Source organism: Streptomyces sp. NPDC006691 (genome assembly GCF_042869955.1).
Lineage (GTDB): Bacteria > Actinomycetota > Actinomycetes > Streptomycetales > Streptomycetaceae > Streptomyces.
In genome coordinates this window covers 639,336-664,434 of the sequence record NZ_JBIAGW010000002.1, presented here as the reverse complement: position 1 = coordinate 664,434, position 25,099 = coordinate 639,336, and the positions used below count along the sequence as shown (strand labels likewise).

The 25,099-nt window shown below is 72.1% G+C and carries 22 protein-coding genes and 1 pseudogene; 7 read left to right on the top strand and 16 right to left on the bottom strand.

Features of this window, described 5'->3' with window-relative positions; all coding sequences use genetic code 11:
- Position 1: 1 nt before the first annotated feature.
- The 3 genes from ACFYNP_RS06400 to ACFYNP_RS06390 all read right to left on the bottom strand — a co-directional run bounded on the left by ACFYNP_RS06400 (position 2) and on the right by ACFYNP_RS06390 (position 4,836).
- The gene (locus ACFYNP_RS06400; RefSeq protein ID WP_053730984.1) at positions 2-436 is read right to left on the bottom strand and encodes a roadblock/LC7 domain-containing protein; all 435 of its coding nucleotides are present in this window, start codon (positions 434-436) and stop codon (positions 2-4) included.
- 7 nt (positions 437-443) lie between these two features.
- Positions 444-2,543, bottom strand: a complete 2,100-nt coding sequence (locus ACFYNP_RS06395; RefSeq protein WP_388783153.1) for an ATP-binding protein — start codon at positions 2,541-2,543, stop codon at positions 444-446.
- Between the two features lie 226 nt (positions 2,544-2,769).
- A complete protein-coding gene (locus ACFYNP_RS06390; protein ID WP_388783150.1) occupies positions 2,770-4,836 on the bottom strand; it encodes a transglycosylase domain-containing protein in 2,067 nt (688 codons plus the stop codon).
- Positions 4,837-5,033: 197 nt separating this feature from the next.
- Between ACFYNP_RS06390 and ACFYNP_RS06385 the strand changes: the two genes are divergently transcribed.
- The gene (locus ACFYNP_RS06385) at positions 5,034-6,080 is read left to right on the top strand and encodes an alpha/beta hydrolase (protein ID WP_388783147.1); all 1,047 of its coding nucleotides are present in this window, start codon (positions 5,034-5,036) and stop codon (positions 6,078-6,080) included.
- Positions 6,081-6,113: 33 nt separating this feature from the next.
- On the opposite strand, the gene ACFYNP_RS06380 is transcribed toward ACFYNP_RS06385, so the two are convergent.
- The 3 genes from ACFYNP_RS06380 to ACFYNP_RS06370 all read right to left on the bottom strand — a co-directional run bounded on the left by ACFYNP_RS06380 (position 6,114) and on the right by ACFYNP_RS06370 (position 7,811).
- Positions 6,114-6,599, bottom strand: a complete 486-nt coding sequence (locus tag ACFYNP_RS06380) for a hypothetical protein (protein ID WP_388783144.1) — start codon at positions 6,597-6,599, stop codon at positions 6,114-6,116.
- Positions 6,600-6,699: 100 nt separating this feature from the next.
- Complete coding sequence (locus tag ACFYNP_RS06375; RefSeq protein WP_388783141.1) at positions 6,700-7,092, bottom strand: thiol-disulfide oxidoreductase DCC family protein; 393 nt, start codon at positions 7,090-7,092, stop codon at positions 6,700-6,702.
- Positions 7,093-7,226: 134 nt separating this feature from the next.
- On the bottom strand, positions 7,227-7,811 hold the full coding sequence (locus ACFYNP_RS06370; protein WP_388783139.1) for a TetR/AcrR family transcriptional regulator: 585 nt from the start codon (positions 7,809-7,811) through the stop codon (positions 7,227-7,229).
- An 89-nt stretch (positions 7,812-7,900) separates the two neighbouring features.
- On the opposite strand from ACFYNP_RS06370, the gene ACFYNP_RS06365 reads away from it, so the two are divergent.
- The gene (locus ACFYNP_RS06365) at positions 7,901-8,845 is read left to right on the top strand and encodes an alpha/beta fold hydrolase (RefSeq protein WP_388783136.1); all 945 of its coding nucleotides are present in this window, start codon (positions 7,901-7,903) and stop codon (positions 8,843-8,845) included.
- A 9-nt stretch (positions 8,846-8,854) separates the two neighbouring features.
- Here the strand turns inward: ACFYNP_RS06365 and ACFYNP_RS06360 are convergent, their stop codons facing one another.
- Entirely contained in the window at positions 8,855-10,057 is a 1,203-nt protein-coding gene (locus tag ACFYNP_RS06360) for an MBL fold metallo-hydrolase (RefSeq protein ID WP_388783134.1), read from the bottom strand.
- Between the two features lie 119 nt (positions 10,058-10,176).
- Positions 10,177-10,626: a TIGR03618 family F420-dependent PPOX class oxidoreductase gene (locus ACFYNP_RS06355; RefSeq protein WP_388404553.1), complete on the bottom strand. Its 450-nt coding sequence runs from the start codon at positions 10,624-10,626 to the stop codon at positions 10,177-10,179.
- 69 nt (positions 10,627-10,695) lie between these two features.
- Between ACFYNP_RS06355 and ACFYNP_RS06350 the strand changes: the two genes are divergently transcribed.
- The 3 genes from ACFYNP_RS06350 (at position 10,696) to ACFYNP_RS06340 (ending at position 13,566) form a co-directional block, all read left to right on the top strand.
- The gene (locus ACFYNP_RS06350) at positions 10,696-11,295 is read left to right on the top strand and encodes a GNAT family N-acetyltransferase (RefSeq protein ID WP_388783131.1); all 600 of its coding nucleotides are present in this window, start codon (positions 10,696-10,698) and stop codon (positions 11,293-11,295) included.
- Between the two features lie 394 nt (positions 11,296-11,689).
- A complete protein-coding gene (locus ACFYNP_RS06345) occupies positions 11,690-12,481 on the top strand; it encodes a polysaccharide deacetylase family protein (RefSeq protein WP_388783128.1) in 792 nt (263 codons plus the stop codon).
- A 95-nt stretch (positions 12,482-12,576) separates the two neighbouring features.
- Positions 12,577-13,566 (top strand): NAD-dependent epimerase/dehydratase family protein, encoded by a 990-nt coding sequence (locus tag ACFYNP_RS06340; RefSeq protein ID WP_388783125.1) that lies wholly within the window; start codon positions 12,577-12,579, stop codon positions 13,564-13,566.
- 42 nt (positions 13,567-13,608) lie between these two features.
- On the opposite strand, the gene ACFYNP_RS06335 is transcribed toward ACFYNP_RS06340, so the two are convergent.
- A complete protein-coding gene (locus ACFYNP_RS06335; RefSeq protein ID WP_388404543.1) occupies positions 13,609-14,400 on the bottom strand; it encodes an SGNH/GDSL hydrolase family protein in 792 nt (263 codons plus the stop codon).
- 213 nt (positions 14,401-14,613) lie between these two features.
- Here ACFYNP_RS06335 and ACFYNP_RS06330 point away from each other — a divergent pair, with 213 nt between their 5' ends.
- Positions 14,614-15,786, top strand: a complete 1,173-nt coding sequence (locus ACFYNP_RS06330) for an erythromycin esterase family protein (RefSeq protein ID WP_388783122.1) — start codon at positions 14,614-14,616, stop codon at positions 15,784-15,786.
- Positions 15,787-15,849: 63 nt separating this feature from the next.
- Here ACFYNP_RS06330 and ACFYNP_RS06325 read toward each other — a convergent pair whose 3' ends face one another.
- Complete coding sequence (locus ACFYNP_RS06325) at positions 15,850-17,088, bottom strand: peptidase S8 (RefSeq protein ID WP_388783120.1); 1,239 nt, start codon at positions 17,086-17,088, stop codon at positions 15,850-15,852.
- Between the two features lie 283 nt (positions 17,089-17,371).
- A pseudogene (locus tag ACFYNP_RS06320) lies at positions 17,372-18,514 on the bottom strand (alpha-galactosidase); the annotation flags it as partial.
- Between the two features lie 159 nt (positions 18,515-18,673).
- On the opposite strand from ACFYNP_RS06320, the gene ACFYNP_RS06315 reads away from it, so the two are divergent.
- A complete protein-coding gene (locus ACFYNP_RS06315) occupies positions 18,674-19,489 on the top strand; it encodes a tyrosine-protein phosphatase (RefSeq protein ID WP_388783117.1) in 816 nt (271 codons plus the stop codon).
- A 6-nt stretch (positions 19,490-19,495) separates the two neighbouring features.
- Here the strand turns inward: ACFYNP_RS06315 and ACFYNP_RS06310 are convergent, their stop codons facing one another.
- From ACFYNP_RS06310 to hpnH, 5 genes are all read right to left on the bottom strand, one after another.
- Positions 19,496-19,675 carry a DUF6126 family protein gene (locus ACFYNP_RS06310; protein WP_388783317.1) on the bottom strand — a complete coding sequence of 60 codons (180 nt, stop codon included), beginning with the start codon at positions 19,673-19,675 and terminating at the stop codon, positions 19,496-19,498.
- A gap of 32 nt (positions 19,676-19,707) precedes the next feature.
- Positions 19,708-20,304, bottom strand: a complete 597-nt coding sequence (locus ACFYNP_RS06305) for a helix-turn-helix domain-containing protein (protein WP_388783114.1) — start codon at positions 20,302-20,304, stop codon at positions 19,708-19,710.
- Positions 20,305-20,371: 67 nt separating this feature from the next.
- Complete coding sequence (locus ACFYNP_RS06300; RefSeq protein ID WP_388783111.1) at positions 20,372-21,970, bottom strand: aspartate aminotransferase family protein; 1,599 nt, start codon at positions 21,968-21,970, stop codon at positions 20,372-20,374.
- Positions 21,967-23,874, bottom strand: a complete 1,908-nt coding sequence (dxs, locus tag ACFYNP_RS06295; RefSeq protein WP_388783110.1) for a 1-deoxy-D-xylulose-5-phosphate synthase — start codon at positions 23,872-23,874, stop codon at positions 21,967-21,969. The genes ACFYNP_RS06300 and dxs overlap by 4 nt, the downstream gene beginning before the upstream one ends.
- Before the next feature lie 199 nt (positions 23,875-24,073).
- The gene (gene hpnH / locus ACFYNP_RS06290) at positions 24,074-25,096 is read right to left on the bottom strand and encodes an adenosyl-hopene transferase HpnH (RefSeq protein WP_100575387.1); all 1,023 of its coding nucleotides are present in this window, start codon (positions 25,094-25,096) and stop codon (positions 24,074-24,076) included.
- Between the last annotated feature and the right edge of the window lie 3 nt (positions 25,097-25,099).

Genomic DNA, 25,099 nt, shown 5'->3' with positions numbered 1-25,099 from the left:
GTCAGCTCCTCAGGCCGCTGGGGGTTCCCGCGCCCTGCCTGGCCGGGGTCACCAGGTACGGTCGTACGCTCTTGACGAGCATGGCCATCTCGTAGCCGAGGACCGCCGCGTCGGCCTCCCGGCCGGCGAGGACCGCCAGACACGTGCCCGAGCCCGCCGTGGACACGAAGAGCAGCGTGGAGTCGAGCTCCACCACCACCTGCCGCACCTCGCCCCCGTCGCCGAAGCGCGCTCCGGCGCTGCGGCCGAGCGAGTACAGGCCGGAGGCGAGGGCCGCCATGTGGTCGGCGCTGTCGGTGTCCAGACCGTGGACGGATTTCACCAGGCCGTCGGAGGAGAGCAGAACCGCGTTACGGGTGTAGGGCACCCGCTGGACCAGTCCGCTCAGCAGCCAGTCGAGGTCCGAGACGTGTCCGGTCGGCGCATCGCTCGCCATGGTGCATCTACTCCTTGGAGTGTTCGGCGTCAGTTTCCGACTGGAGCGCCTGGGGGGAGGGGTGGGTCGACTGTGCTGTGGGGCTCTGCTGTGCCTCGGCGAGTCCGATGCCCCGCTGGAACGCGGCCATCAACCCCGGGTCGTGCAGGGCCTGTTCCTCGCTCCTGCGGGGTGCCGGCGCGTCCCGCAGCTGGGGTACGAGGTGTTCCTGGCTGCGCCGCCGGGGCAGGTCGGGGCGGCCCATGGTGCCGCGCACGGCTCCGTTCCGGTCCCGGGGTGCGCCGATCAGGCGGGGTTCGGCGGGCTCGGGGCCCGTGCCGTGCTGGATCCCGGGGGCCGCCGCGGCCGGGTTGGGCCGCTCGTCGTGCGCCCCGCGCACGGGCAGCGGGCCGCTGCCCCGCCCGGCCGTGGTCGGCTCGGCCAGGTACGGCCGGGGCGGGGGCAACAGGTCGGCCCCGGGCAGGCCTTGATGCCCGGGCTCCGCCCGTGACGCCTCCGGGCGCGAAGGTTCCTGCCCCATCGGCGCCAGGTGCAGAGGCTCCTGGTGCAGAGGCTCCTGAGGCAAGGGCTCCTCAGGCAGGGGCTGGGGGCGCGGGGGCTCGTGGTGCACGGGTTCGTGGTGGTGGACCGGTTCCCGGTGCACGGGTTCCCGGTGCACGGATTCCCGGTGGGCCGGGGCGAGCGCTGGTGCGGACGCCGGGGCCGGGAGGGGGGCGGTCGCTTCGACGGGGCGGGCGGCCTCGGTGGGGGCCTGGGCCACCGGAATCGGGCCGGTGCTCTCGCGCTCGGTGCTGTGCGCCGCCTCCTGCTGGGAGTGGTCCTGCTGGTGCAGGCCCTCGGGCTCCGCGCCCAACAGGCCCTGCGGCAGCACCAGTACGGCCTGGACGCCGCCGTAGATGTTGGTCTGGAGGCGTACCGCGATGCCATGTCTGCGGGCGAGCGCGGAGACCACGAACAGGCCGATGCGGCCGTCCTGCAAGAGGTGGGCGACGTTGACCTGGTCGGGGTCGGAGAGCAGCGCGTTCATCTTGTTCTGCTCGGTGACCGGCATGCCGAGGCCGCGGTCCTCCACCTCGACGGCCAGCCCCGCCGTCACGAACTGTGCGCGCAGCAGGACTTGCGTGTGCGGGGCGCTGAACACCGTGGCGTTCTCCACGAGTTCGGCGAGCAGGTGGATGACGTCGGCGACGGCGTGGCCGCGCAGCGTGCCGTCGATCGGCGGGACGAGCTTGACGCGGGGGTACTGCTCGACCTCCGCGATCGAGGACCGCAGCACCTCGGTCATGGTGACGGGGTGCGACCACTGACGGCGCGAGATGGCGCCGCCGAGCACGGCGAGGTTCTCGGCGTGCCGGCGGATGCGGGTGGCGAGGTGGTCGACGTGGAAGAGGCCCTTGAGCAGCTCGGGGTCCTCGACCTCGTTCTCCAGCTCGTCCAGGAGCTGGATCTCGCGGTGGACGAGGGATTGCAGCCTGCGGGCGAGGTTGACGAAGACCTCGACCTTCTGTTCGTTGCCGACGCTGCTGGAGAGCTGGGACGCCTGCACCACGGCTACCACGGCCGCGTCGTGCGAGCGGGTCAGCTCGTGTGCGAGCAGCGCGAACTCGTCCGCCCCCGGCGGCAGTTGGGTCGGAGCCCGGCGCGCGGGCGGGCCCTCGCCACGCCGCAGCGCCTCCACGACCGTGCGGAGGTCCGCGGCGGAGCGGGCGCTGCCCCGGCGCAGGCCGTTGGCACGGCCGAGCACGGACTTGGCCGCGCGGTCCGCGCCGATCCCGGCCGCGACCAGGGCCGCGAGGGCGAGCACGGCGAAGCCCGCGAGCATGGCCCAGAGCTCCGGCGAGGGGTGCCGACCCGTGGAGTGCAGGGTGAAGGCGACGGCGGCCGCGCCACACAGCACCGCCACGGTGGCGGGCAGCACGGCGGCGCGCACCAGCTGCGGACGTATGCGGGACTCGGGTGCCGGGCGCGGCCCGGGGGGCGTCGCCGCCCGGCCCGGGGCGGGGTGTCCGGCGTCGGCGGTGGGCTGCTGCGGCCGGGTGGTGGTGCGGCCGTGCCGCCCGCCCTCGCGACGGTCCGGCCGCCCTGCGGGTGCGCGGAGGTGAGACATCGGCGTCCTCGGTGCGTGGGGTCTCAGGGATCCATGGGGCGGGCCCAACTCGGCTTTTGGAGGGCCCACTTTGATCGTCGGCCACTCACCGTAGTGTTCAATCCATCACCCTCGGTGCGCAGTTGGCAAACTTCCACGCACAGCGTCCCGCTCTGGTATGACGCCTCGTACGACAGACCGATAGTTCCGGGCGGCGCGGCGCCCGTTTGCCGACCTTCGGACCGGATCAGCCGTTGGAGCCGGGGCCCGGCAGGGCGGTCGTGGTGAGCGTTCCGGCGGGCTGTCCGGCGAGCGCGCCCTCGATGGAGTCGCGCCAGACGGGTCCGGCGAGGGTGCCGCCGAAGGCCTGGCCGATGGTCTCGCCGCCGATGCTCTGGCCGTCGAGGTCGTGCGGGCTCCGGGTGTCGCTGACGACGGCCGCACCGGCCAGTTCGGGGGTGTATCCGGCGAACCAGACCTGCTTGCTCTCGTCGGTGGTTCCGGTCTTGCCGGCGCTGTCGCGGTCGGTGAGCCCGGCGGGCTTGCCGGTGCCGTCCTGGACGACGCCGAGCAGCATGGTGGTCACGGTGTCGGCGGTCTGCGCGGACATCACCTGGTGGCAGTCGGCCTGCGGCACGGCGACGTTCCCGCCGTCCGGCTTGGTCACCGCGCTGATGGCGACCGGGGTGCAGTACGTACCGTGGTTGGCGAAGGTCGCGTACACATTGGCCATCTCCAGCGGGGTCAGGTCATTGCTGCCCAGCGTGAGCGAGGGGACCACCTGGAGCTTGGTGCCGCCCGCCTGTGCGGTGATGCCGAGCGCGTTGGCCATCTTCGACACGTCGCACAGACCGGTGTCGGCCTCCAGTTGGGCGAAGTAGGTGTTGACCGACTGGGCCATGGCGTCCGGCATGGCGAAGGGCCCGGTCAGGGACTTGCTGTCGTTGTGGACCTCGCCGTTCTCCGGGTAGGTGTTGCCGGCGCAGTCGGACATGGCGGGCCAGGGCATCGAGTACGGCGCCGGGTACTGCTGGCCGGGGCTGGTGCCCTTCTCCAGGGCCGCGGCGGCGACGATCGGCTTGAACGTGGAGCCGGTCGGGAAGCCCAGGCCGCCCCCCATGTTCGTGCCGACGTTGAGGTTGATCTCCGTCTGGTGGTCACCCAGGCCGTAGTCGCGGCTCTGCCCCATCGCGACGATCTTGCCGGTGCCGGGCTGGACGAGGCTCATCACGGCGGCGGCGTCGTCCGTGGTGTACGCGTGCGAGGTGACCGAATCCTGTAGGGCCTTCTGCGCCTTGGGCGACAGGGTGGTGTGGATCTGGAGGCCGCCCCTGCTCCACAGCGCCCGCCGGTCGGTCGCCGTCTTGCCGAAGGCCGGGTCGGTCAGGACGATCCTGTGTACGTAGTCGCAGAAGAAGCCCTCGCCCTGGTGGGCGGTGATGCAGCCCTGGCGGGGCTTGCTGACCTTGAGCCTGATCGGTACGGCGATGGCCTGCTGGGCCTGCGCGGCGGTGATCGAACCGTACTGGGCCATCTTGTTCAGGACGGTGTCGCGGCGCTGCTTGGCCAGCCGGGCGTTGGTGACCGGGTCGTACATGGAAGGCGACTGGACGAGCCCGGCGAGGAGGGCGGCCTGGGGCAGCGACAGGTCCTTGGCGTGGACGCTGAAGTAGCGCTCGGCGGCGGCCTCGATGCCGTACGCCTGCTCGCCGAAGAACGTGATGTTGAGGTAGTTGGTGAGGATCTGGTCCTTGGGCAGGGTCTGCTCCAGCTCGATCGCGTAGCGCAGCTCCTGGATCTTGCGCCCGATGGTCTGGCGCTGGGCTTCGAGCACCGCCTTCTGGTCACTGCCGGCCTGCTCGACGAAGACGTTCTTCACATACTGCTGGGTGAGGGTGGACGCGCCCTGGGAGACGGCGCCACTGGCCGCGTTCTTGTTCAGGGCGCGCAGCACGCCCTGGAGGTCGACGGCTCCGTGCTGGTAGAAGCGGTTGTCCTCGATGTCGACGAGCGCCTTGCGCATCACCGGGGCGATCTGTTCCGCGGGTATGACGGTGCGGTCACGGTCGTAGACCGTCGCGATGAGCCCGCCGTCGGCGTCGTATATCTGGGACGCCTGGGACAGCGGGGGTGTCTTGAACTCATCGGGCAGGTTGTTGAAGCTCTCGGCCGCCGATTTGGCCCCCACGCCGAGCGCCCCCGCGACCGGCAGCGCGATTCCGGCGGCCATGCCGCCCGCCAGAACGCTGACCCCGAGAAACTTGAGGACACGGGTGAACGGGGATGCGGGCGGGCGCGGGCGCGTGAAGGGCATACGGCGAAACATACTGACCAGACCTATGAATCGCGTCAAATAATCGTCTTTGAAGCGTGATTCCGGCCGCTCGGGGCGGGGCCGGTGGCGGCCGGGCGGGCCGCAACCGGCGAGGGGCCGGTCGCGGCGGGGCCGGCCGCGGTCCGGTCGGCCGCCGGGGCGCGGGTGCCCCGGACACCGGTGATTGACTACGCGGTATGGACCGAGCACGCACCCCCACGCCCCGCTCGGACGTGCCGATGGCCGCCCGCACCGCACCCCCCTTGGACCCCGAACTGGGCCTGGCGCTGGCCGCGTTGGGGGCGGCGGCAAGGGCGCCCATCACCCCCGAGAACCTCGCGGAACGGCAGCGGCTGGACGCCACCGTCCGGCCCCGGCCGACAGCCGGCGACCTCGGCGCCGACGGACGCTTCGAGGTGCGTGAGCTGCGCGTGCCGGGGCGCTCGGGCGGGCCGGACGTGACGCTGGTCGGCGCGCGGCCCACCGGGCTCGCGGGGCCCCTTCCGTTGCTCTACTACCTGCACGGCGGCGGCATGATCATGGGGAACGCGTGGTCCGTGCTTCCCCGGGTGCTGCGCGAGTGGGCCCTCCCCCTGGGCTTGGCCGTCGTCTCCGTCGCGTACCCGCTGGCGCCGCGCTCGCGGTACCCCGCCCCGGTCGAGGCCTGTTACGCCGGGCTCGGGTGGGCGGCCGAGCACGCGGGTGCACTGGGCATCGACGCGGGCCGGATCGTCGTCGCGGGCAAGAGCGCCGGCGGCGGCCTGGCCGCGGCGCTCGCACTGCTCGCCCGCGACCGGGGCGGCCCCGCACCGGTCGGGCAGCTGCTCCTGTCCCCCATGCTGGACGACCGCGGCGACACCTTCTCCAGCCACCAGTTGGCCGGGGTCGACCCCTGGGACAGGACCTCCAACTGCACAGCGTGGCAGGCCCTGTTGGGAGACCGGGCCGGAGCCGTCGACCTCTCGCCGTACGCGGCGCCGGCACGCGCCGCCGACCTGTCGGGGCTGCCCGCGGCGTACCTCGACGTGGGGTCGGCCGAGACCTTCCGGGACGAGGCCGTCGCCTACGCCCGGGCGATCTGGAGGGCCGGTGGCGAGGCCGAACTGCACGTGTGGCCCGGCGCGTTCCACGGCTTCGACACCGTCGCACCCCGGGCGGCGCTCAGCCGGGACGCGCTGGACGCCCGCACCCGCTGGCTCCGCCGCGTCCTCACCCGGCCCGGCTCGGACACCGGGGCCGCCTGAGCCGTCCCGGCGGGCCGGCGCCCACCACCGGCCTCAGCCCTCCAGCGCCGACCCGCAGCTCCAGCAGAACCGCGCCGCGCGCTCGGTGGCCAGGCGGCCGCATTCGGGGCAGACCCGGTCGAGAAGGCAGGCGCTCTCGCCGCCCTCGACGCTCGGCGGCGCCCCGATGGCGAGCCCTGGCCTGCGCGGGTGCACGGAGAGGTAGCCGAGGCCGTCGGCTCCGGCGGCGAGCGCCCGGCGCGACCCCTTGGGCAGCCAGAGCGCGGTCACCGGACGCAGCGGCTGGGTGCCCGACTCCGTACGGAGTTCACCGCCGCCTTCGAGGACGACGAGCAGGACGTCGAGCCGGAGATCGGTGTGTTCGCCGATGGTGCGCCCGGGCGGCAGTCGCAGCAGGTTGGCGTCCAGGTCACGCCCGCTCTCGGCGAGCCGCCACAGGGCGCCGCCCGTGCGCGGGGACGCCGCCGCGAGCTCCCGGCCGAGGTCGGCCACCAGCCGCGCGCCTTGTCGTTCCCTCACTCCGCCACCCTCCCACGGCCCGCGCCCGTCCCGCCGAGCACCCCCGTAGTCAGGGCCCCGTTGAGGCCGCCGGCCCGATCCTGCGGTGTCCCGGCCGGCCTCAGGACGTCTCCGACCGCCGGCCGGGCGGCATCGCGCAGGCCGGGGTACCGCCCGGCATGCGCTCGCGGTTGTCGGCGACGAGCCGGTACAGGCCGTGGGCGATCCAGCGGAAGGGAGGCAGGGTGAGCAGGGCCCCGGGTACGGCCCAGGCGCCGCGCGCGCTCAGCAGGAGCTTGGCGACGGCCTGCGCTCCACCATGGACCACGCCGTCGGGGGTGATCCACAACAGCTCGTGTTCCGCCCGCAGTTGGGACGTGCCCAGCGCGTCGAGATCCGCGAACTGCCACGGCGTGATCTCGCAGCGCGGCCGGATGCTCCGTTCGACGAAGCGGACGCAGGAGGTGCAGAACGCACAGTCGCCGTCGTAGACGAGTACGGGTCGGGTTCTCATGGCCCCCATCATCCTCTTCCGGTTCATCCTGTTCCGGGTCAACCTCTGCTGGTTCATCCTCTTCCGGGTCAACCTCTTCTGGTTCGTCCTCTTCCGGTTCTCAACGTCCGCCCCGCGCAGCCGAGTTGGCGAGGTCACCCGCGGGTGGACAAGGCGTGGGAGAGCGCGCCCATGCTGATGTCGACGACCGTGCGGAGCTGCTTCTGGCTCGTCCCGGTCCTGCTCAGCACGGCCAGCGACTGGTTGACCGCCGCCAGGTGGACCGCGAAGTCGTCGGCATCGGCCAACCGTGCGGCGCTCAGGGCGTTCCGCAACCGCGCGCGCTGAGTGCCCAGAGCCTCGCTCGCGCGTGCGGCGATGGCGGGGCTGAGCACGGGCGCCGCCATCGCGGTCTGGGCGATCAGGCATCCGTCGGGTACGTCGGGATCGGCGATGCGCCGCAGGGTGACCTCGAAGAACGCCCGTACCGCCCGGAGCGGTTCCTCGGACGCACGGGAGAGCGCCTGGTCGTACCTGTCCCCGTACCGCGCGGCGTAGCGGTCCAGGCAGCGCAGGTAGAGCGCGTCCTTGTCGCCGAACGAGGAGTAGATGGAACTGCGGTTCAACCCGGTCGCCCCGCTGAGGTCGTCGAGAGACGTGTCGGCGTATCCGGCCCGCCAGAACTGGACCATCGCCGCGTCGAGCGCGATGTCCACGTCGAACTGCTTCTTCCCGGCCATCAGGCATGCACCTCGCTCTTGGACCAGCCCTTGCGGCCCCGCCCATCCTATCTTGAACCAATCAGTCCAAGATGCCGTAGGGTCGAGCCATGACCGACGACGCCATGGCCCCGAACGGCTCCCGCGACCAGAACCCGGTCCCCGGGTTGCCCCTGTACGACCTCGCGGGATTCACCCACCGCTGGGTCGACGCGGAGGGAGTCCGGCTTCACGCCGTGGAGGGCGGGCGTCCGGCCGGGCCCGCCGTCGTCCTGCTCGCCGGATTCCCGCAGACCTGGTGGGCTTGGCGCGAGGTGATGCCCGGCCTTGCCGAGCGTTTCCACGTGATCGCGGTCGACCTGCCGGGGCAGGGCCACTCCGAGCGCCCGCAAGGGAGCTACGACACGCACACCGTCGCTTCACGTGTCCAGGCCGCGCTGACCGCGCTCGACGTGTCGAAGTACTGGCTCGTCGCCCACGACATCGGGGCCTGGGTCGCCTTCTCGCTGGCCCTGCGGTACGAAGAGCGCCTGCACGGTGTCGCTCTGCTCGACGCCGGCATTCCCGGAATCACCCTCCCGGACTCCGTCCCGACGGATCCCGACCGGGCCTGGAAGACCTGGCACTTCGCCTTCCACCTGGTGCCCGAGCTGCCCGAGACCCTGCTCACCGGCCGCGAACGCGACTACGTCAGCTGGTTCTTGAAGGCCAAAGCGCTGTCCCCGGACACCTTCGACGGCGCCGAGATCGACCATTACGCCGCCGCCATCGCGGCCGAGGGAGGCCTTGCGGCGTCCCTCGCCTACTACCGCGACGCCGCCGAATCAGCGCGCAGGAATCATGAGGCTCTGGAACGGGGGCACCTGACCGTCCCGGTCCTGGGAATCTCCAGCTCCCACGGCTCGATCCCCGACATGGCCGCCTCCATCAGCCCGTGGGCGCGGAACACGACCGGCGTCATCGTCCCCCGGGCCGGACACTTCATTCCCGACGAGCAGCCCGACGCGACGGTGGCCGCGTTGACCGCGTTCATCGGACGCGAGGATGTCGAGTAGGGCCGGACGTCACCGGTCCCCAGCAAGGTCGAGATCCGCCTCGGGAGCGGCGACCACGGGGGCGGGCACGGGAGCGGAGCGGCGCCAAGGGCGCGCGATCGGTGCCGAGATCGGCCGCCACCAGGCGTCTGCCGGAACCGTCCCGGCAGGCTCGAACGGCTCGCCGGGCCGCGGCACCGCCACAGCCTGCCCGACCTCCTGCGCCGCGTCCAGCGTCCACTCACCGGGCTCGGCCCAGGCGTGCGGGGCGAGGTTGAACGTGCCCCAGTGGATCGGCATGATCACGCCGCGCGCGGCGCCGCCCTGGAGGTCAAGGTGGGCGCGCAGCCCCTCGGCAGGGGTCATGTGGATGTCGGGCCAGAACTCGGAGTAGGCCCCGATCTGGATCATCGTCGCGTCGAACGGGCCGTGCTCCGCGCCGATGTCGTGGAAGCCGCCGAAGTACCCCGTGTCGCCACTGTGGTAGATCCGGTGCTCCGCCCCGGCCACCACCCAGGACGCCCACAGCGTGTGCTGCTGGTTGCGCAGGCCGCGGCCGCAGAAGTGGCGGGCCGGGGTCGCGGTGAGCGTGAGGCCGTCGACCTTCGCGGACTCGTTCCAGTCCAGCTCGTGGATCCGCTCGACGGGCACGCCCCAGTGCTCCAGATGGGCGCCGACGCCGAGCGGCACCGCGAACACCGTCCCGGTGCCGACGAGCGTACGGATCGTGGGCATGTCGAGGTGGTCGTAGTGGTCGTGCGAGATGACGACGACGTCCACCGGCCCGAGCGCGGCCAGCGGCAGCGGGACGGGATGCAGCCGCTTGGGTCCCGCGAAGGGGAAGGGTGAGCAGCGCTCGCCCCACACCGGGTCGAAGAGGACCCGGCGCCCGTCGATCTCGGCGAGCACACTGGAATGCCCCATCCAGGTGAGCCGAAGGCCGGTGGCGGGCGGCTTCGCGATGTCCGCGAGGGTGGTGGGGTGGACCGGGATGGTGCCGGTGGGAGCGCGGCGCGCCCGCTGCTCCTTGGCGAGGAACTGCTTCGCGAACTCCACGGTCGAGCCCGAGGGCCGGGTCCGCGCGCCCTCCGGGTTCTGGAACACGCCGTCCGCGAAGTTCGGCGACCGGCGGATGCGTGCCATCCGCTCCCCCGCCGGGTCGGCACCGAACGCGTCGGCGCGCAGCTCGCGGAGTCTGGCGCGAAGGGGAAGCAGAGATCCAGCGCCGCTCACGGCACCTCCTGGAGTTCGGGGTGTTTCCATTATGGGCAACCGTCCCGTTCACACTCGTACGGGGACGGTGGCACCGGCGCCGAGGCCATCCCGGCCGTACGCGACGGACGGCGCCGGCCTCAGGCCCCGCCCCGGCGCGGCTGTCCGTACGCCCGCTCCACCCTCAGACGCAATACGAGGCGCCGGTCGCGGACCATGGCGGCGCGGAAGTCGTCCCAGTCGGAGTGCTCGCCCTGGACGTCCCGGAACAGGGTGATCAGCTCCTCGACCGTCGCGTCGTGCGGGTCGGCGGCGACCGGGGTGAGGTCGGCCGTGCCCTCCACGACCGTCCAGGCCCAGCGGTCGTCACTGGTCACGTGGTAGCTCGCGCGGGCATCGCGCCGCAGGTTCCTGGTCTTGGCCCGGTCGTCGGTGAGCGAGACCCTGATGACGCCCTCGGCCGGGTAGTAGTGGTGGTTCACATTGGAGAGCTGGGGCCGCCCGTCCCGCTTCAGGGTGACGAGCACTCCGCCGTCCCGCTCTCCGACCAGGTTCAGCAGATCTTCCTGAGACACCTCGTTAGCCGTCATGGCTGGTGAACGTCCCACCGCCCGGCCGGATTCCCGGGTGCCGCCGACGGCGCCTGCGATGATGCGGGGATGATCACTCCGATACCTCCCGTCGTCCCCGCGGGCCGTATGGCCCGGCACCCGCAGCCGACCTTCGTTCTGCCCGGCGGGCGCGAGTTGCGCCCCTGGCGGGAGACCGACGCGGACGTTCTGGTGGCTTCGGGCCTCGACCCGGACATCGTCCAGTGGAACCGCGTCGAGCGACTGTCGCCGGCCGCGGCCCGCCGGAAGATCGCCGACTGGGGCCGGCGCTGGACCGAGGAGGCTGCCGCGATCTGGGCGATCTCCCGGCGCGACGACGACCGGGCCGTCGGTCTGATGGGGATCGGCGACTTCGATCTGCGGGGCGGCAGCGCGGAGATCCTCTACTGGCTGCTTCCGGCCGGCCGCGGCGAAGGCGCCGCGCTCGACGCCACCGTACGGGTCAGCCGGTGGGCCCTTGAGGAACTCGGGCTGCACCGGCTGCGCCTCACGCACTCCGTGGGCAATCCGGCCTCCTGCCGGGTGGCACGGCGAGCCGGGTTCGCCCTGGAGGGCACGATGCGCAGCGCCCTGCTGCACGCGGACGGCTGGCACGACGAGCACCTGCACGCCCGAGTCGCGGGCGACCCGTGGCCGGCCGGTGACTGACCCCGGCCGACGCGTGACCGGACGGTAGCCGCCCGGGGCACGCCCCTGCCCGTACGGACCGACCGGCCGGTCACCCGGCCCGCGGACCGACCGGCCCTGTGTGGCGCGGGCCCCCGCGAAAAGGGGCTCGCGCCCCGAGCCCGTGCTCCCCCGGGACAGCCTGCCGCCCGACCCCGACCCCGACCGCCCGGCCCGACCGCCCGGGCCGGCCACCTGGCCCAGCCGCCCCGGCCGGGCTACCTGGCGATTTGGCCATGCGGCCACGGCCCGGCGGCCACTCACCCACTCACCCACTCACCCACTATGCACTCGATGTATACACCTCGCGTATAGTCGGCCCGAGATTCTCACCAGGGGATCTCTCGACGCACCCACCGCCGGGGAGAGCACCGCCATGCTCAAGAACACCGCACGCTCCATACGTACGCGGGCCACCGCCGGGTTGGTCACCGCCGCCGCGCTGGCCCTTGCCCTGGCCGGCTGCGGCCAGGACTCCACCTCCCCCGAGGAGGCCCGCGGCCAAGCCGTCGGCAAGATCACGGCGAAGGGCTCCGGAGGGGGCTCGCACAGCCCGGTGGACTGCGCCACCGTGAAGTGCATCGCCTTGACCTTCGACGCGGGACCGGGCCCGCACACACCTCAACTCCTGGACATCCTCAAGGAGAAGAAGGTGCACGCCACCTTCTTCCTGCTCGGCAAGCGGCACGTGGACACCTATCCGGAAATCGTGCGCAGAGCCGCCGCCGAGGGCCACGAGATCGCGAACCACACCTGGACGCACCAGCGCCTCGACCAGCTGAAGCCGGACGAGATCCGCTCCGAACTCGACCACACCCAGCAGGCGGTCAAGGCCCTCACCGGCCGTGAGCCCACACTGATGCGGCCGCCGCAGGGCCGCACCAACAACGACGTGAAGGCCGTCACCGAGGAACTCGGCCTCTCCCAGGTGCTGTGGAGCGCGACCGCCAAGGACTACGACACGACCGACAGCGCACTGATCCAGAAGCGCATCCTGGACCAGGCCGGACGCGACGGCATCATCCTGCTGCACGACATCTACGACGGCACCGTGCCCGCCGTTCCCGGCATCATCGACGAGTTGCGAAAGCGCGGGTACACCTTCGTGACCGTCCCTCAGCTGCTAGCGCCCGGCACGCCCCGGCCCGGCACGCTCTACCGGCCCTAGCCGCGGACCGCCCCCACACTCGCACCGGCCGCCTCCTTTACGCCCACAGCAAGCATCCGTTCCCGACGGCCCCCGCGCGGGGCAGAGTTGTGACCATGAGAGTGCTGATGCTGGGGGGAACCGAATTCGTCGGGCGAGCCGTCACCGTGGCCGCGCTCACCCGCGGCCACGAGGTGACGGTCTTCCACCGCGGGCGGCACGCGCCACCGGCCGGGGCGGTCTCGCTGCACGGCGACCGCACCGCCGGGGACGGCCTCGCGGCGCTCGCGGACGGGGAGTGGGACGTCGTCGTGGACACCTGGTCCCACGCGCCGGCCGCGGTCCGGGACACGGCCGCGCTGCTCGCCGGGCGGGCGGGGCACTACGTGTACGTGTCGAGCCGCTCGGTCCACCCGCATCCGATGCCGGCCGGCGCCGACGAGTCCGCGCCGGTGGTGACGGGCTCCCCCGACGAGTCGGGCGAGGTGGAGTACGCGCACGCCAAGCGCGGCGGCGAACTGGCCGCGGTCCGTGAATTCGGCGCGGAGCGAACGCTGTTGGTGCGGGCGGGCCTCATCCTCGGCCCGTGGGAGAACATCGGGCGGCTGCCGTGGTGGCTGGGCCGCGCCGCGCGCGGCGGCGAGATGCTCGCGCCGGGCCCGCGCGATCTGGGGATCCAGTACATCGACTGCCGCGACCTGGCGCAGTGGATCGTGGACGCAGCCGAGGCCCGGCTCAGCGGCCCGTACGGTCTCGTCAGTCCGGCGGGCCACACCACGATGGGCGCGCTCATCGACGCCTGCGTACGGGTCACCGGCGGACGGGCGGTGCCGCGCTGGACGGACCCCGGGCAGATCCTCGCCGCCGGGATCGAGCCCTGGCAGCACCTGCCGGTATGGATCCCGCCGGGCGAGCTGTACGACACGATGCACCGCTCCGACGTGACGAAGGCGCTGGCCACCGGGCTGCGGTGCCGTCCCGTCGAGGAGACGGTCGCCGACACCTGGGACTGGCTCCGTTCGATCGGCGGCATCGCGCCCCAGCGCCCGGACCGCCCCCCGGTCGGCCTCGATCCGGCTCTTGAGGCGAAGGTGCTGGCCGCCTGACAGCCGGGCCCGCCGTTGCGGAGCAGCAGTCCTGACGAACCGTCAGAGAGGCAGCAGGTCGGGGCGCTTGGCCGATACCGCGTCCCCCGACGACTCACCGCGCAGCCGTCGCCCGATCCACGGCACGAGGTACTCGCGCGCCCAGTGGATGTCGTCGCGCCGCACCTCCAGGGTGTTGCGCGGCGGCAGCGGCGGCCACGGCTGGTCCGGGTCGGCCGGGACCTCAAGGCCGAGCACCTGGGCGGCGCGCAGCGCGACCCGGGTGTGCCCCTCGGCGGAGAGGTGCAGCCGGTCGCCGTCCCAGGCCCGCCGGTCCTGAACGGACTTGAGCGACCAGAGGTCGAGCACCGGGCAGTCGTAGCGGTCCGCGATGGCCCGCACATGCCCGTTGTACGTGGCGATCTTGCCCCGCAGGTGGCGGAGCAGGGTGACTCCCCGCGTGTCGAAGCCCGTGGTCACCATGACGGTGCCGACGGCCGGCTTCAGGTCGGCAAGGGCACGCTCGAAGCGCTCGGCCACCTCGTCCGGGTCGGTACCCGGGCGGATGATGTCGTTGCCGCCCGCACAGAAGCTCACCAGGTCGGGCGCGAGCTCCTTGGCCCTGGGCACCTGGTCCTCGACGATCTGGTCGAGGAGCTTGCCGCGGACGGCGAGGTTGGCGTAGCGGAACGTTCCCTCCGGCCGCTGGTCCGCGAGGAGCACCGCGAACCGGTCGGCCCAGCCGACGAACGTTCCATCAGGTCCGGGATCGCCCACGCCCTCGGTGAAGCTGTCACCGATCGCCGCGTACGACCCGAACGTGCCGCTGCTGAATGATCTCGAATCGTCTGCCACGAGCACCTATCCTCCACCCCGGCAAGTGACCTACGCCACCGTAGGGAGGGGTTGACGGTGGGTGATATAGACCACCCGGTCAGTTTCCCGGGTTCGGGAATAGGGCCCCGGAAACCCCACAACCAAGCCTGTCCATAGGCCTGTTGACGCCACCGAGGCGGCCCGGAGGCCGCCTCTTGACCTCAACCGGACTTCAGGTCGGAGGCTTCGGGCATGAACAATGACAGCGCATTCACCCCGTTCCCCCTGTCCGACGCCGCTCTCGACGAGCTCGCCGAGAGCGTGGCCGGACCGGCCACGATCGTCGGCATCGGAGGGTCCACCCGGTTCTCTCGTGAGATCTCCGGCCTACAGGACGGGCTGCTGCGCCGCCTCGTCCTGCACCACGGCTTCCGGGCCCTCGCCGTGCAGGACGGCGCGGAGGCCGGCGCCGAGCTCGACCGGTACGTGAGCGGCGGCGCGGGCTCGGCCGCCGACGCGCTGGCCCATGCGTGGCGGCCTCAGCGCACCGAGGAGACGGCCGCCGCCCTGGAGTGGATCCGGGCCTTCAACCGGGACCACCCGAACGACCCCGTACGCGTCTTCGGGGTCAAGCCCGCCCAGGCCGGGCGGGACGACTACGACGCCGTCCTCGCGTACGCGCACGCGCACGCCTCCGCGTTGCCGGAGCAACTGGCAGCTCTCGAAGCCCACTTGGGCGCCATCCGCACCGCCCACGACATCGACGAACATGTGCGGCGGGCCCGGGGCACCCATCCCGGACGCCCCTTCGCCGACCACGCCCGGGACGCGCTCGCGCTCGTCCGCTCGCTGCCACGGACCGACGGGCACGACCGCGCCCTGGCGCGGATGCGGCTGATCGTGGACTTCCACGAGCACAGCGTGGCCGGCCGGGGCGACTACGGGGGCGAGGCCGCGGTGTGGTCGGGCGTCATCGGCGACTTCCAGCAGCGCACCGGCGCGCGCGTGGTCTATTGGGACGGCATCGCCCACACCTCGGCCGCCGAGACGGTCCTCGGCATGGCCCCGGAGCGCGGCGCCCGGGCCACGGTCGGCAGCGCGCTGCGCGAGCGCTTCGGGGCGCGGTACGTGTCCGTCGCTGTCGGCTTCCACCACGGCGAGCTCGGGTCCGTCGTGGTCCCGGAGCCGGGCGCCGATCTGATCGACGCGCGGCTCGGCGCGCGGGAGGCGCCCGCCCACTGGATAGACCTGCGGGCCGAGGACGTACGCCGCCGCTGGGACGGCCCGGCGAAGGCCCGGGTCATCAGTGGGGTCTACGACCCGGACCAGGACGCGACCGGGTACATCGGCGTCGCCTCGCTCGCCGGGGCCTTCGACGTCCTCGTGCACATCCGCCGGGTGTCGCCGGTGCGCCGGCTGCCCTGATCCGGCCCCGGACACGGCGAAAGGGGGCCGTCGCGGTGCGACGGCCCCCTCGGTGGGGGGAAATCAGCCGGTGAAGGCCGCGGTGCCGTTCGGGGTGCCGAGGCCGGTCGGACCGTCGTAGCCCGCGCCCGCCTTGCACAGGTAGTCGCTACAGCTGCCGTTGGCGCCGGAGGTGACGTCGTTCAGGGAGCTGGTGTGGGCGTAGGGGAAGGAGGACGGGGTGGAGCCCCCGGCCGGGGCGCCGGCCAGGGCATAGACGCCGGCGATGATCGGCGAGGAGGCGCTGGTGCCGCCGTACACGTTCCAGCCGTTCGCCTGGTAACTGTCGTACACCGCCAGGCCGGTGGCCGGGTCCGCGACCGCTGACACGTCCGCCACGGCCCGCTTGGCGCAGCCGGTGTCCTTCTGCCAGGACGGCTTCGGGTCGTAGGCCGAGCAGCCGGAGCCCGCGCCCTCGCCGCCGGCGCTGGTGCCCCAGACCGATTCGGACCAGCCGCGCGTACTGCTGTCCCGCTTCAGGGAGGTGCCGCCGACGGCCGTGACGTACTGGGAGGCAGCCGGGTACTCGACGCCGTACCCGCTGTCACCGGAGGAGACGGTGATGGCGACGCCCGGGTGGTTGAAGTACTGGCTGTCGGCCGTGGTGTCGGAGGCGTCCTCGCTGCCGCCGTAGCTGTTGGAGACGAACTTGGCTCCCATCGTCACCGCGCGGTTCACCGCGGCTCCCAGGTCGTCCATGTTCGCGGAGTTCGCCTCGACGAGCAGGATGTGGCACTGCGGGCAGACGGCGCTGACCATGTCGACGTCGAGGGAGATCTCACCGGCCCAACCCGCATCCGCCGTCGGGTAGTTGGTGCCGCCGTTCTGATCCACCTTGCTGAAGCACCCGTTGACTGTGGTGCAGGCGGGCAGTCCGTACTGCGAGCGGTACGTGGCCAGGTCGGACTCGGCGTTCGGGTCGTCCTGCGCGTCCACGATCGCCACGGTCTGGCCCGAACCGCCGTCGGCCGGAAGGCTGTAGGCCTTCTGGAGGTCGGCGGGGCCGAAGCCGGAGGGGGCGGCGTCGGCGGTGATGCCTCTGTGCTGCTTGACGTCCGTGCGCTCCAGCGCGAGGCAGTGCATGGTGCCCGCCGCCCGCGAGGCGCACAGCTGCTTGACGTTGGACGCCGGGTCGCCGGCCTGCTGGGCGGCGGCGGACGGTGCCGCGGCCAGCAGTCCGCCCGTGACGAGCGCGAGCAGGGAGAGCAGCGCGGAGGCGCCGCCCGACCGTTGTCCGAACCTGGTGGTCCGTATGTGTTGCACGGTTCTTCCTCCATGGGGGGATCGTCCGGGCCTGGGGCGGCCCGGACGCGAAGAAACGTCGGGTGCATGACAAATTGACGTTCGGAGACTGCCACCACGTGAAGTGGGGGCAGTCATGAACGTACCTATCGGCCCCACTGGTTGACAGGCGCCCCATGGCAAAGGCTTTCTCTCGACTATGAGGAGGCGTGTGTCGGGCATGGGGGAGCCGTGAAGAGGTCAGGGCGGAACGGGTAACCCTCTTGCGGGCAGCCTCGATTGGGGGCAAAGGGAGACGCGCGCGCTACTCCCTGCGCAGGCGGAACACCGCCGCGTCCAGATCGCCGCGCAGACCGGTGCGGAGCCCCCGGTGGAGCAGCACGGCCCCGCGGTGCACCGCCCCGGTCTCGCGGCAGGTGTAGGAGGCGTCCGGGTCGAGTCCGCGCAACCGGACGGCGGGCGGCGGCTCCCCGTGGTGCTGGGCCTGGAGCCAGGCCAGGACGACACTGTCGTCTCCCCGGGTGTACTGCACCGCGCTCAGGCCTCCGGCGGGTGCCCGCAACCGGTCCTGGGCCCCGAGCTGTACGACGGGCCGGATCTCCTTGTAGAGCGCCACCCACGCGCGCGCCTCGGCGTGTTCGGCCGGGCTCCAGCGCGTCAGATCACCGCCGATCCCGAGCACCCCGGCCATCGCGCTCACGAACCGGAACCGCAGACTGCTGACGCGGCCGTTGAGCTGGGTGTTGGGGCTGAGGGCGCACTGGAGAGCAGGGCGTCGAGCTGTTCCCAGAGATGGTCCCGCACGTCCCGGCGTGCCAGATTCAGGACGAGCTGGTTGCGGAACTCGGTACGCTCGCGGCCGGGTTGGAACTGCACCCATTCCGGATGGGCGCGGTACAGCTCACTGTCGGGGTTGACCATCTCCGGCTCGACCCAGATCCCGAACCGCATGCCCAGTCCGTGCACTTCATCGGCCAGCGGCCTCAACCCACTAGGAAAACGCACCGGGTTGGGGGTCCAGTCGCCGAGGCCCGCGGCATCGTGGGTGCGGGCACCGAACCAGCCGTCGTCGACGACGACCGAGCAGCGCCAGGCCCGCATCGTCGTACCCGGCACCGCCGTTGATCTGGACCCCGCCGTCGGGCAGGTGCTGTACGACGATGCGCCAGGACCCCGACCAGGCGAGCGCGCACCCGTACACCTCGCCGCTCTCCTCGGTCGCGGCGCCCTCCGCGTCCAGCACCACCCACGGCAGGTGCTGGTGTCCGGTGTGCCCGCGCCGGCTGCCGAGCACCTTCTCCCCCGGGGTGAGGCCGCCCCGTACCAGACGGGACTCGGCTGCCCATCGGCCGTGCAACTGGGAGAGCCGCCAGCCGTCGCGCTCGGGCCGGTGGTGCAGGGTGATCGCGAGCCCGTTCACGGGGTCCGTGAAGCCCAGTCGCAGTTCGTCCCCCGCGATCCCCGCGCCGGTGCAGGATCGGGGTCGCGGTGTCCCCTCGGCAACGGTCCGGCCGGCGCCGACCGTAGATGGTTGCCCCAGGAACGCGTGTCGTATCGTCGACAGACGCGCAGGACGCGCCACCCAGGATCGACGTCAGGAGTCCCCGTGACCCAGCAGATTCCGCAGGTTCCCGCGGCAGAGCCCGAGCTCTCGGGGGTGCGCAACTTCCGCGACGTGGGCGGGCTGCCGACCGTGGACGGGCTGCGGGTGCGCGCCGGGCGGCTCTTCCGCAGCGGGCACCTGGCGCACGCCACCGAGGCGGACGCGGCCTTCCTCGCCACGCTGGGCCTGCACACCGTCTTCGACTTCCGCAACGCCGGGGACCAGAAGCTGGAGGGGCCCGACATCGCGCTGCCGGGCGTGCGCAATGTGAACATCCCGCTGACGGACCCGGCCGACGGGGCCGAGTTCTGGAAGATGGTCCGCGACGGCGACCTCGACGAGCTGCGCTCGCTGCTCGGGGGCACCAAGGGTGCGGACCGGATGATCCACTCGTACCGCGAGATCATCACGCAGCGCACCGCTGAGCACAGCCGGGTGCTGCACGCCCTGGCCGAGGACAGTGTGCCCGCGCTCATGCACTGCGCCGCCGGCAAGGACCGGGCAGGCCTGTCGATCGCGGTGGCGCTGCTCGCGGTCGGCGTGGAGCGGGACGCCATCGAGGCGGACTACCTCAAGTCCAACGACCCGCACCGCCGCTACAAGGTGCGCCGCACCAGTACGTCGGCGGACGCCATGTCCCCCGAGGTCATGGACCTCCTCAGCCCCCTCTTCGACGCCCGCGCCAGTTATCTGCACGCCGCGTTCGACACCATCGAGGCGACCTGGGGCACCACCGACCGCTACTTCGCCGAGGGCCTCGGGCTCTCCCCGGAGACCCGTGAGCGCCTGCGCGAACGCCTCGTGGACGGCGCGGTCTGAGATCGGCTACTTGCCGCCGATCTCGAAGAGCAGGTAGAGGAAGCCGGCGAAGATGTGCCCGGCGACGAGATAGGCGAAGAGCCGCACGACCAGGCCCCGGGGGAACTTGGTCTCCGCGGTCTCCTCGATGCTCTTGCGCGGCGCCGGCGCCGGTGCCGCGGCGGGCGCGGCCTCGTGCTCGGACATCCCGGTCCCGTTCTCCATGGCGTGCCGTCCTCTCAGCTGTGCGGGTGGTGCGGATGCGGATCGGGGCTCTGCAACAGGGTGTGCACGAAGAGGAACTCCGCTCCCCCGTGCGAGGCGGCGGAGATCCGGTGCGGGGTCAGCGAGTCGAAGTGCGCGCTGTCGCCGGGGTCGAGTTCATGGGTGGCGTCCCCCAGGCTGAGCCGGAGCCGGCCGGTCAGGACGTAGAGCCACTCCTCGCCGGGGTGGACCCGCACGAGTTCGCGCTGGGTGCCGTACGGGACCTCGACGCGCAGCGCCTGCATGGCGCGGCCGGAGGCGCCGGTCTGGTGGTAGGTCCAGCCGTCGGCCTCGCGCGGTGCGGCGCGGCCGGCCCGGATGACGGGTTCGCGCTCGGGCGGCATCTCGCCGAGCAGCTCGGAGACCGTCGTACCGTAGATGCGGGCGAGGCCGAGCAGCATCGGCAGCGAGGGCTGGCGGGCGCCCGTCTCCAGGCGGGAGAGATGGGCGGGCGAGAGGCCGGCCCGCTGGGCGGCGGCCTCCAGGGTGAGGCCGCGGCGGCGGCGCAGTTCGCGCAGCCGGGGCGCGACGCCCGGAAGAGCCGCGACGTCGTCGTCGGCAGGAGTGCTCATGCACTCCATTCAGGCAGGCCATTGCCTCAGAGGCAAACTTTTTGCCTCTGAGGCAAAAGTGCTCGGCTCAGCGGTTGGCGACCGCCTGCTTCACCAGAGTCCGGCCGAAGTCCCACATCAGCCCGCCGCCGCCGTGCGCGTCGTCCATGACGGCGGTGAAGGCCGCCACGAAGCGGTCCACCTCGCGTTCGGTGATGGTCAGCGGCGGAATCAGCTTGATCACTTCGAGGTGGTCGCCGGAGACCTGGGTGAGGATCCGGTGCTTCTGGAGCAGCGGCACGACGACCATCTGCGCGAAGAGACCCTTGCGGGCCGCCTGGAGCATGGTCCAGCGGCTGCGCAGCTTGAGCGAGGACGGCCGGCCGAACTCGATGCCGATCATGAGGCCGCGGCCCCGTACGTCCGCGAGGAGCTCGTAGCGGTCGATCAGGGCGGCGAGCCGGGTGCGCAGCAGATCGCCGGTGGCGCGGGCGTTCGCGACGACGCCCTCGTCCTCCATGACCGAGAGCACCGCGAGTCCGGCCGCCATGGCCTGGGCGTTGGAGCCGAAGCTCGCCGAGTGGACCAGGACGCGGTCCATCGACGAGTAGACCTTCTTGAAGATCCACTCCTTGCCGAGGGTCGCGCCGACCGGCACATAGCCCCCTGAGAGCGCTTTCGCGACGCACACCAGGTCCGGCTCGACGCCCTCGTCGTGCTGGTAGGCGTAGAAGTCGCCGGTACGGCCGAGGCCGGTCTGCACCTCGTCGGCGATGAGCAGTGCCTTGTGCCGGTGCAGGAGCTCCTGCGCGGCGCGCAGATAGCCGGGCGGTGACGCGTGGACGCCCTTGCCCTGGATCGGCTCGACGATGAGCGCCGCCACGTCGCCGCGCTTCAACTCCCTTTCCAGCGCGGCCGTATCACCGAGCGGCAGGGCGGTGTCGGGGAGCAGCGGGGCGAAGCCGTCGCGGAAGCCGGACTCGCCGTTGACCGAGAGCGAGCCGGTCGTCAGGCCGTGGAAGGCGTGCGAGCAGTACAGGACGCGGGGCTTCCCGGTGGCGTACCGGGCGAATTTGAGAGCGGTCTCCACGGCCTCCGTGCCGCTGTTGCCGAAGAACACCCGGTCCAGATGCGGGCTGTGCGCGAGGAGCTTCTCGGCGAGCAGGCCGGGCAGCGGCTGGCAGTCGAAGCGGGTCAGGTCCGCGAGCGAGGCGTCGAGGACGTCGTGCAGGGCCTTGCGGACGACGGGGTGGTGCCGGCCGAGGCCCATCACCCCGAAGCCCGCGAGCATGTCGAGGTAGTCGTTGCCCTCGGAGTCCCAGAAGTACGCGCCCTCGGCCCGCTCGTAGACCCGGTCGAAGCCGATGGTGTGCAGCATGCGCGGGAGCTGGTGGTTGAGGTACTTGGTGTGCAGCTCGTAGCGCTCGGCCCCGCGCTCGGCGAGCAGCCGCGCCAGGTCGAAGCCCTTGCCCCGCGAGGGGTGGGCGTCCGGTGGCTCGAAGGCGCTGCCCCTGGGAGCACCCGAGGCAGCTCCTGCGAGCTCTTCGCCCCCGGAAGCCCGGGCGCCGGGTGTCGCGAAGCTCTCGACCCCGGGGGCCTCGGCGCCGTGGGCCTCGGGGTCGAGAGCCTCGGCGCCGGATGCCTCGGCGCCGGATGCCGGAAAGGTCTTCGGGTCGCCGTCGGTCATGCGTCGCTCTCCTTCTCGGCCGCCGTGGCGGCTTCCTCCGTGGCCGCGAGCGCGGCGCCGATCCGTCCCGCGATCTCCACCGGCGTGAGCCCGATGTCGGCCAGTACCTCCCCGCGCTTGGCGTGCGCGAGGAACTGTTCGGGAATGCCGAAGCCGCGCAGCGGCACATCCACCCCGGCATCCCGCAGGGCCTGTCCCACGGCCCAACCGACGCCCCCCGTACGGACGTTGTCCTCCGCCACCGCTACCAGGCGGTGCCGCGCGGCGAGCGGGGGGAGCTGTTCGTCGACGGGTTTGACCCAGCGCGGGTCGACCACCGTGCAGGTGATGCCGCGCCCGGCGAGGAGTTCGGCAGCCTGGAGGCAGACCGGGGCGAGCACACCGACCGCCACGAGGAGCACATCGGCGTCCTCGTCGCGGCGCAGTACGTCCATGCCGCCGAGCCGGGCGAGCGCGGGGACGTCGGGCCCGACGGACTCCTTCGGGAAGCGCACCACCGTCGGCGCGTCGGCGACGTCCACGGCCTCGCGCAGCTGGGCCCGCAGCTGGGCCGCGTCGCGCGGTGCGGCGATCCTGAGGCCGGGCACGACCTGGAGCATCGACAGGTCCCACATGCCGTTGTGGGACGCGCCGTCGGCCCCGGTCACCCCGGCCCGGTCGAGTACGAAGGTCACCCCGCACCGGTGCAGGGCCACATCCATGAGCACCTGGTCGAAGGCGCGGTTGAGGAAGGTCGCGTACACGGCGACGACGGGGTGCAGTCCGCCGGTGGCGAGCCCGGCCGCCGAGACGGCCGCGTGCTGCTCCGCGATGCCCACGTCCCACACCCGCTCGGGGAAGCACTCGGCGAACCTGGTCAGGCCGGTGGGGTGCAGCATGGCGGCGGTCAGGGCCACGATGTCCGGCCGCTCGGCGCCGAGCCGGGCCAGCTCCTCCCCGAACACGGCTGTCCAGGAAGGCCCGTTGGGCGGCGTGAGGGGTTCGCACGTGAGGGGGTCCATGGCGCCGACGGTGTGGAAGCGGTCGGCCTCGTCGTCGAGGGCGGGCTGATAGCCGCGGCCCTTCTCGGTGAGGCAGTGCACGAGCACCGGCCCGTGGAAGCGCCGGGCGCGCCGCAGCGCCGACTCGACGGCCTCCGTGTCGTGCCCGTCGATCGGGCCGACGTACTTCAGGCCGAGGTCCTCGAACATGCCCTGCGGGGCGAACGCGTCCTTGAAGCCCTTCTTGGCGCCGTGCAGCGACTCGTACAGCGGCTGCCCGACGACGGGGGTGTTCTGCAACACGTCCTTGCCCCAGGCCAGGACCCGCTCGTAGCCGTCGGTGGTGCGCAACGTGGCGAGGTGGCCCGCGAGGCCGCCGATGGTGGGCCCGTAGGAGCGCTCGTTGTCGTTGACGACGATGATCAGCGGGCGGTCCCGGGCGGCGGCGATGTTGTTCAGGGCCTCCCAGGCCATGCCGCCGGTGAGCGCGCCGTCGCCGATGACGGCGACGACATGGCCGTCCCGGCCGAGCACCTCGTTGGCCTTGGCGAGGCCGTCGGCCCAGCCGAGGACGGTGGAGGCGTGGCTGTTCTCGATGACGTCGTGCTCGGACTCGGCGCGCGAGGGATAGCCCGACAGGCCTCCCTTGGTGCGCAGCTTCGAGAAGTCCTGCCGCCCGGTGAGCAGCTTGTGCACATAGCTCTGGTGCCCGGTGTCCCACAGGATGCGGTCGACGGGCGACTCGAAGGCCCGGTGCAGGGCGATGGAGAGTTCGACCACCCCCAGGTTGGGCCCGAGGTGGCCGCCGGTGCGCGCCACCGCCGGGATCAGGAACTCCCTTATCTCCTGGGCGAGTTCACCGAGTTCCGCCTGGTCAAGTGCTTGCAGGTCCTGCGGCCCCCGGATGTTCTCCAAGATCGTCACGTTCGGGCCCCCACTTTCTGCTGCTGTTCAGCTCACGGTCGACCTCAGGTTCGGCTCAGCCGGCTGCGCGGAGACGGGCGCGTCCCCGCCGAGCGCCGCCGGCCCGACCCGGGCGCCCCGCGCGAGGCGGCACACCGGCGACGGTCGGGCCGGCAGCGGCGTGAGCCCCGGGAAGGCCCGCTCCCCGGGGCTCATCGCCTCACCCCCGGTTGCCCTGGACGGTCTCGCGGACCGCCCGCAGCGACTCCTTCAGCGACCCCATGGTCGCGAGCACGGCGGTCGGCTCGTAGCCGCAGTGCGCCATGCAGTTCGCGCACCGCTCGTCGCGGCCGCGTCCGTACTTGCTCCAGTCGGTCTCCTCGACCAGCTCCCGGTACGTCGGCACGTACCCGTCGCTCATCAGGTAGCAGGGGCGCTGCCAGCCGAAGAGCGAGTAGTTGGGGATCGCCCACGCGGTGCACGGGAAGTCGGCCTTGCCCTCCAGGAAGTCCAGGAAGAGCGGTGAGTGGTTGAGCCGCCAGCGCGCCCGGTTGCCGCCGGAGAACGCCTTCTTGAAGAGCTCCCGGGTCTGCTCGACGCCCAGGAAGTGCTCCTGGTCGGGCGCCTTCTCGTAGGCGTACGCGGGCGAGATCATCATCTCGTCGACCTTGAGGTCGTCGTTGAGGAAGTTGAGCACCTCGATGATGGTCTGCGGGGTGTCGGTGTTGAAGAAGGTCGAGTTGGTGGTGACCCGGAAGCCCTGCCGCTTGGCCTCCTTGATCGCCTCCACCGCCTCGTCGAACACGCCCTCCTTCGCCACCGACTCGTCGTGCCGCTCGCGCAGCCCGTCGATGTGCACGGCGAAGGCGAAGTAGGGCGACGGTGTGAACTTCTCCAGCTTCTTGCGCATCAGGAGCGCGTTGGTGCACAGGAATACGTACTTCCGCTTGGCCACCAACTGCCGCACGATCTCATCGATCTGAGGGTGCATCAGGGGCTCGCCGCCCGCGATGGAGACCATCGGCGCGCCGGATTCCAGAACCGCTCCGACGGCCTGGGCCACCGGCATGCGCTGCTTCAGGATCCCGGCCGGATGCTGGATCTTTCCGCAGCCCTCGCATTTCAGGTTGCACGCGAAGAGCGGTTCCAGCTCGACGATCAGCGGGAACTTCTCGCGCTTGCGCAACTTCTGTTCAAAGAGATAGGTCCCGACCCTGATGGACTGGCGAAGCGGCATGGCCATCTG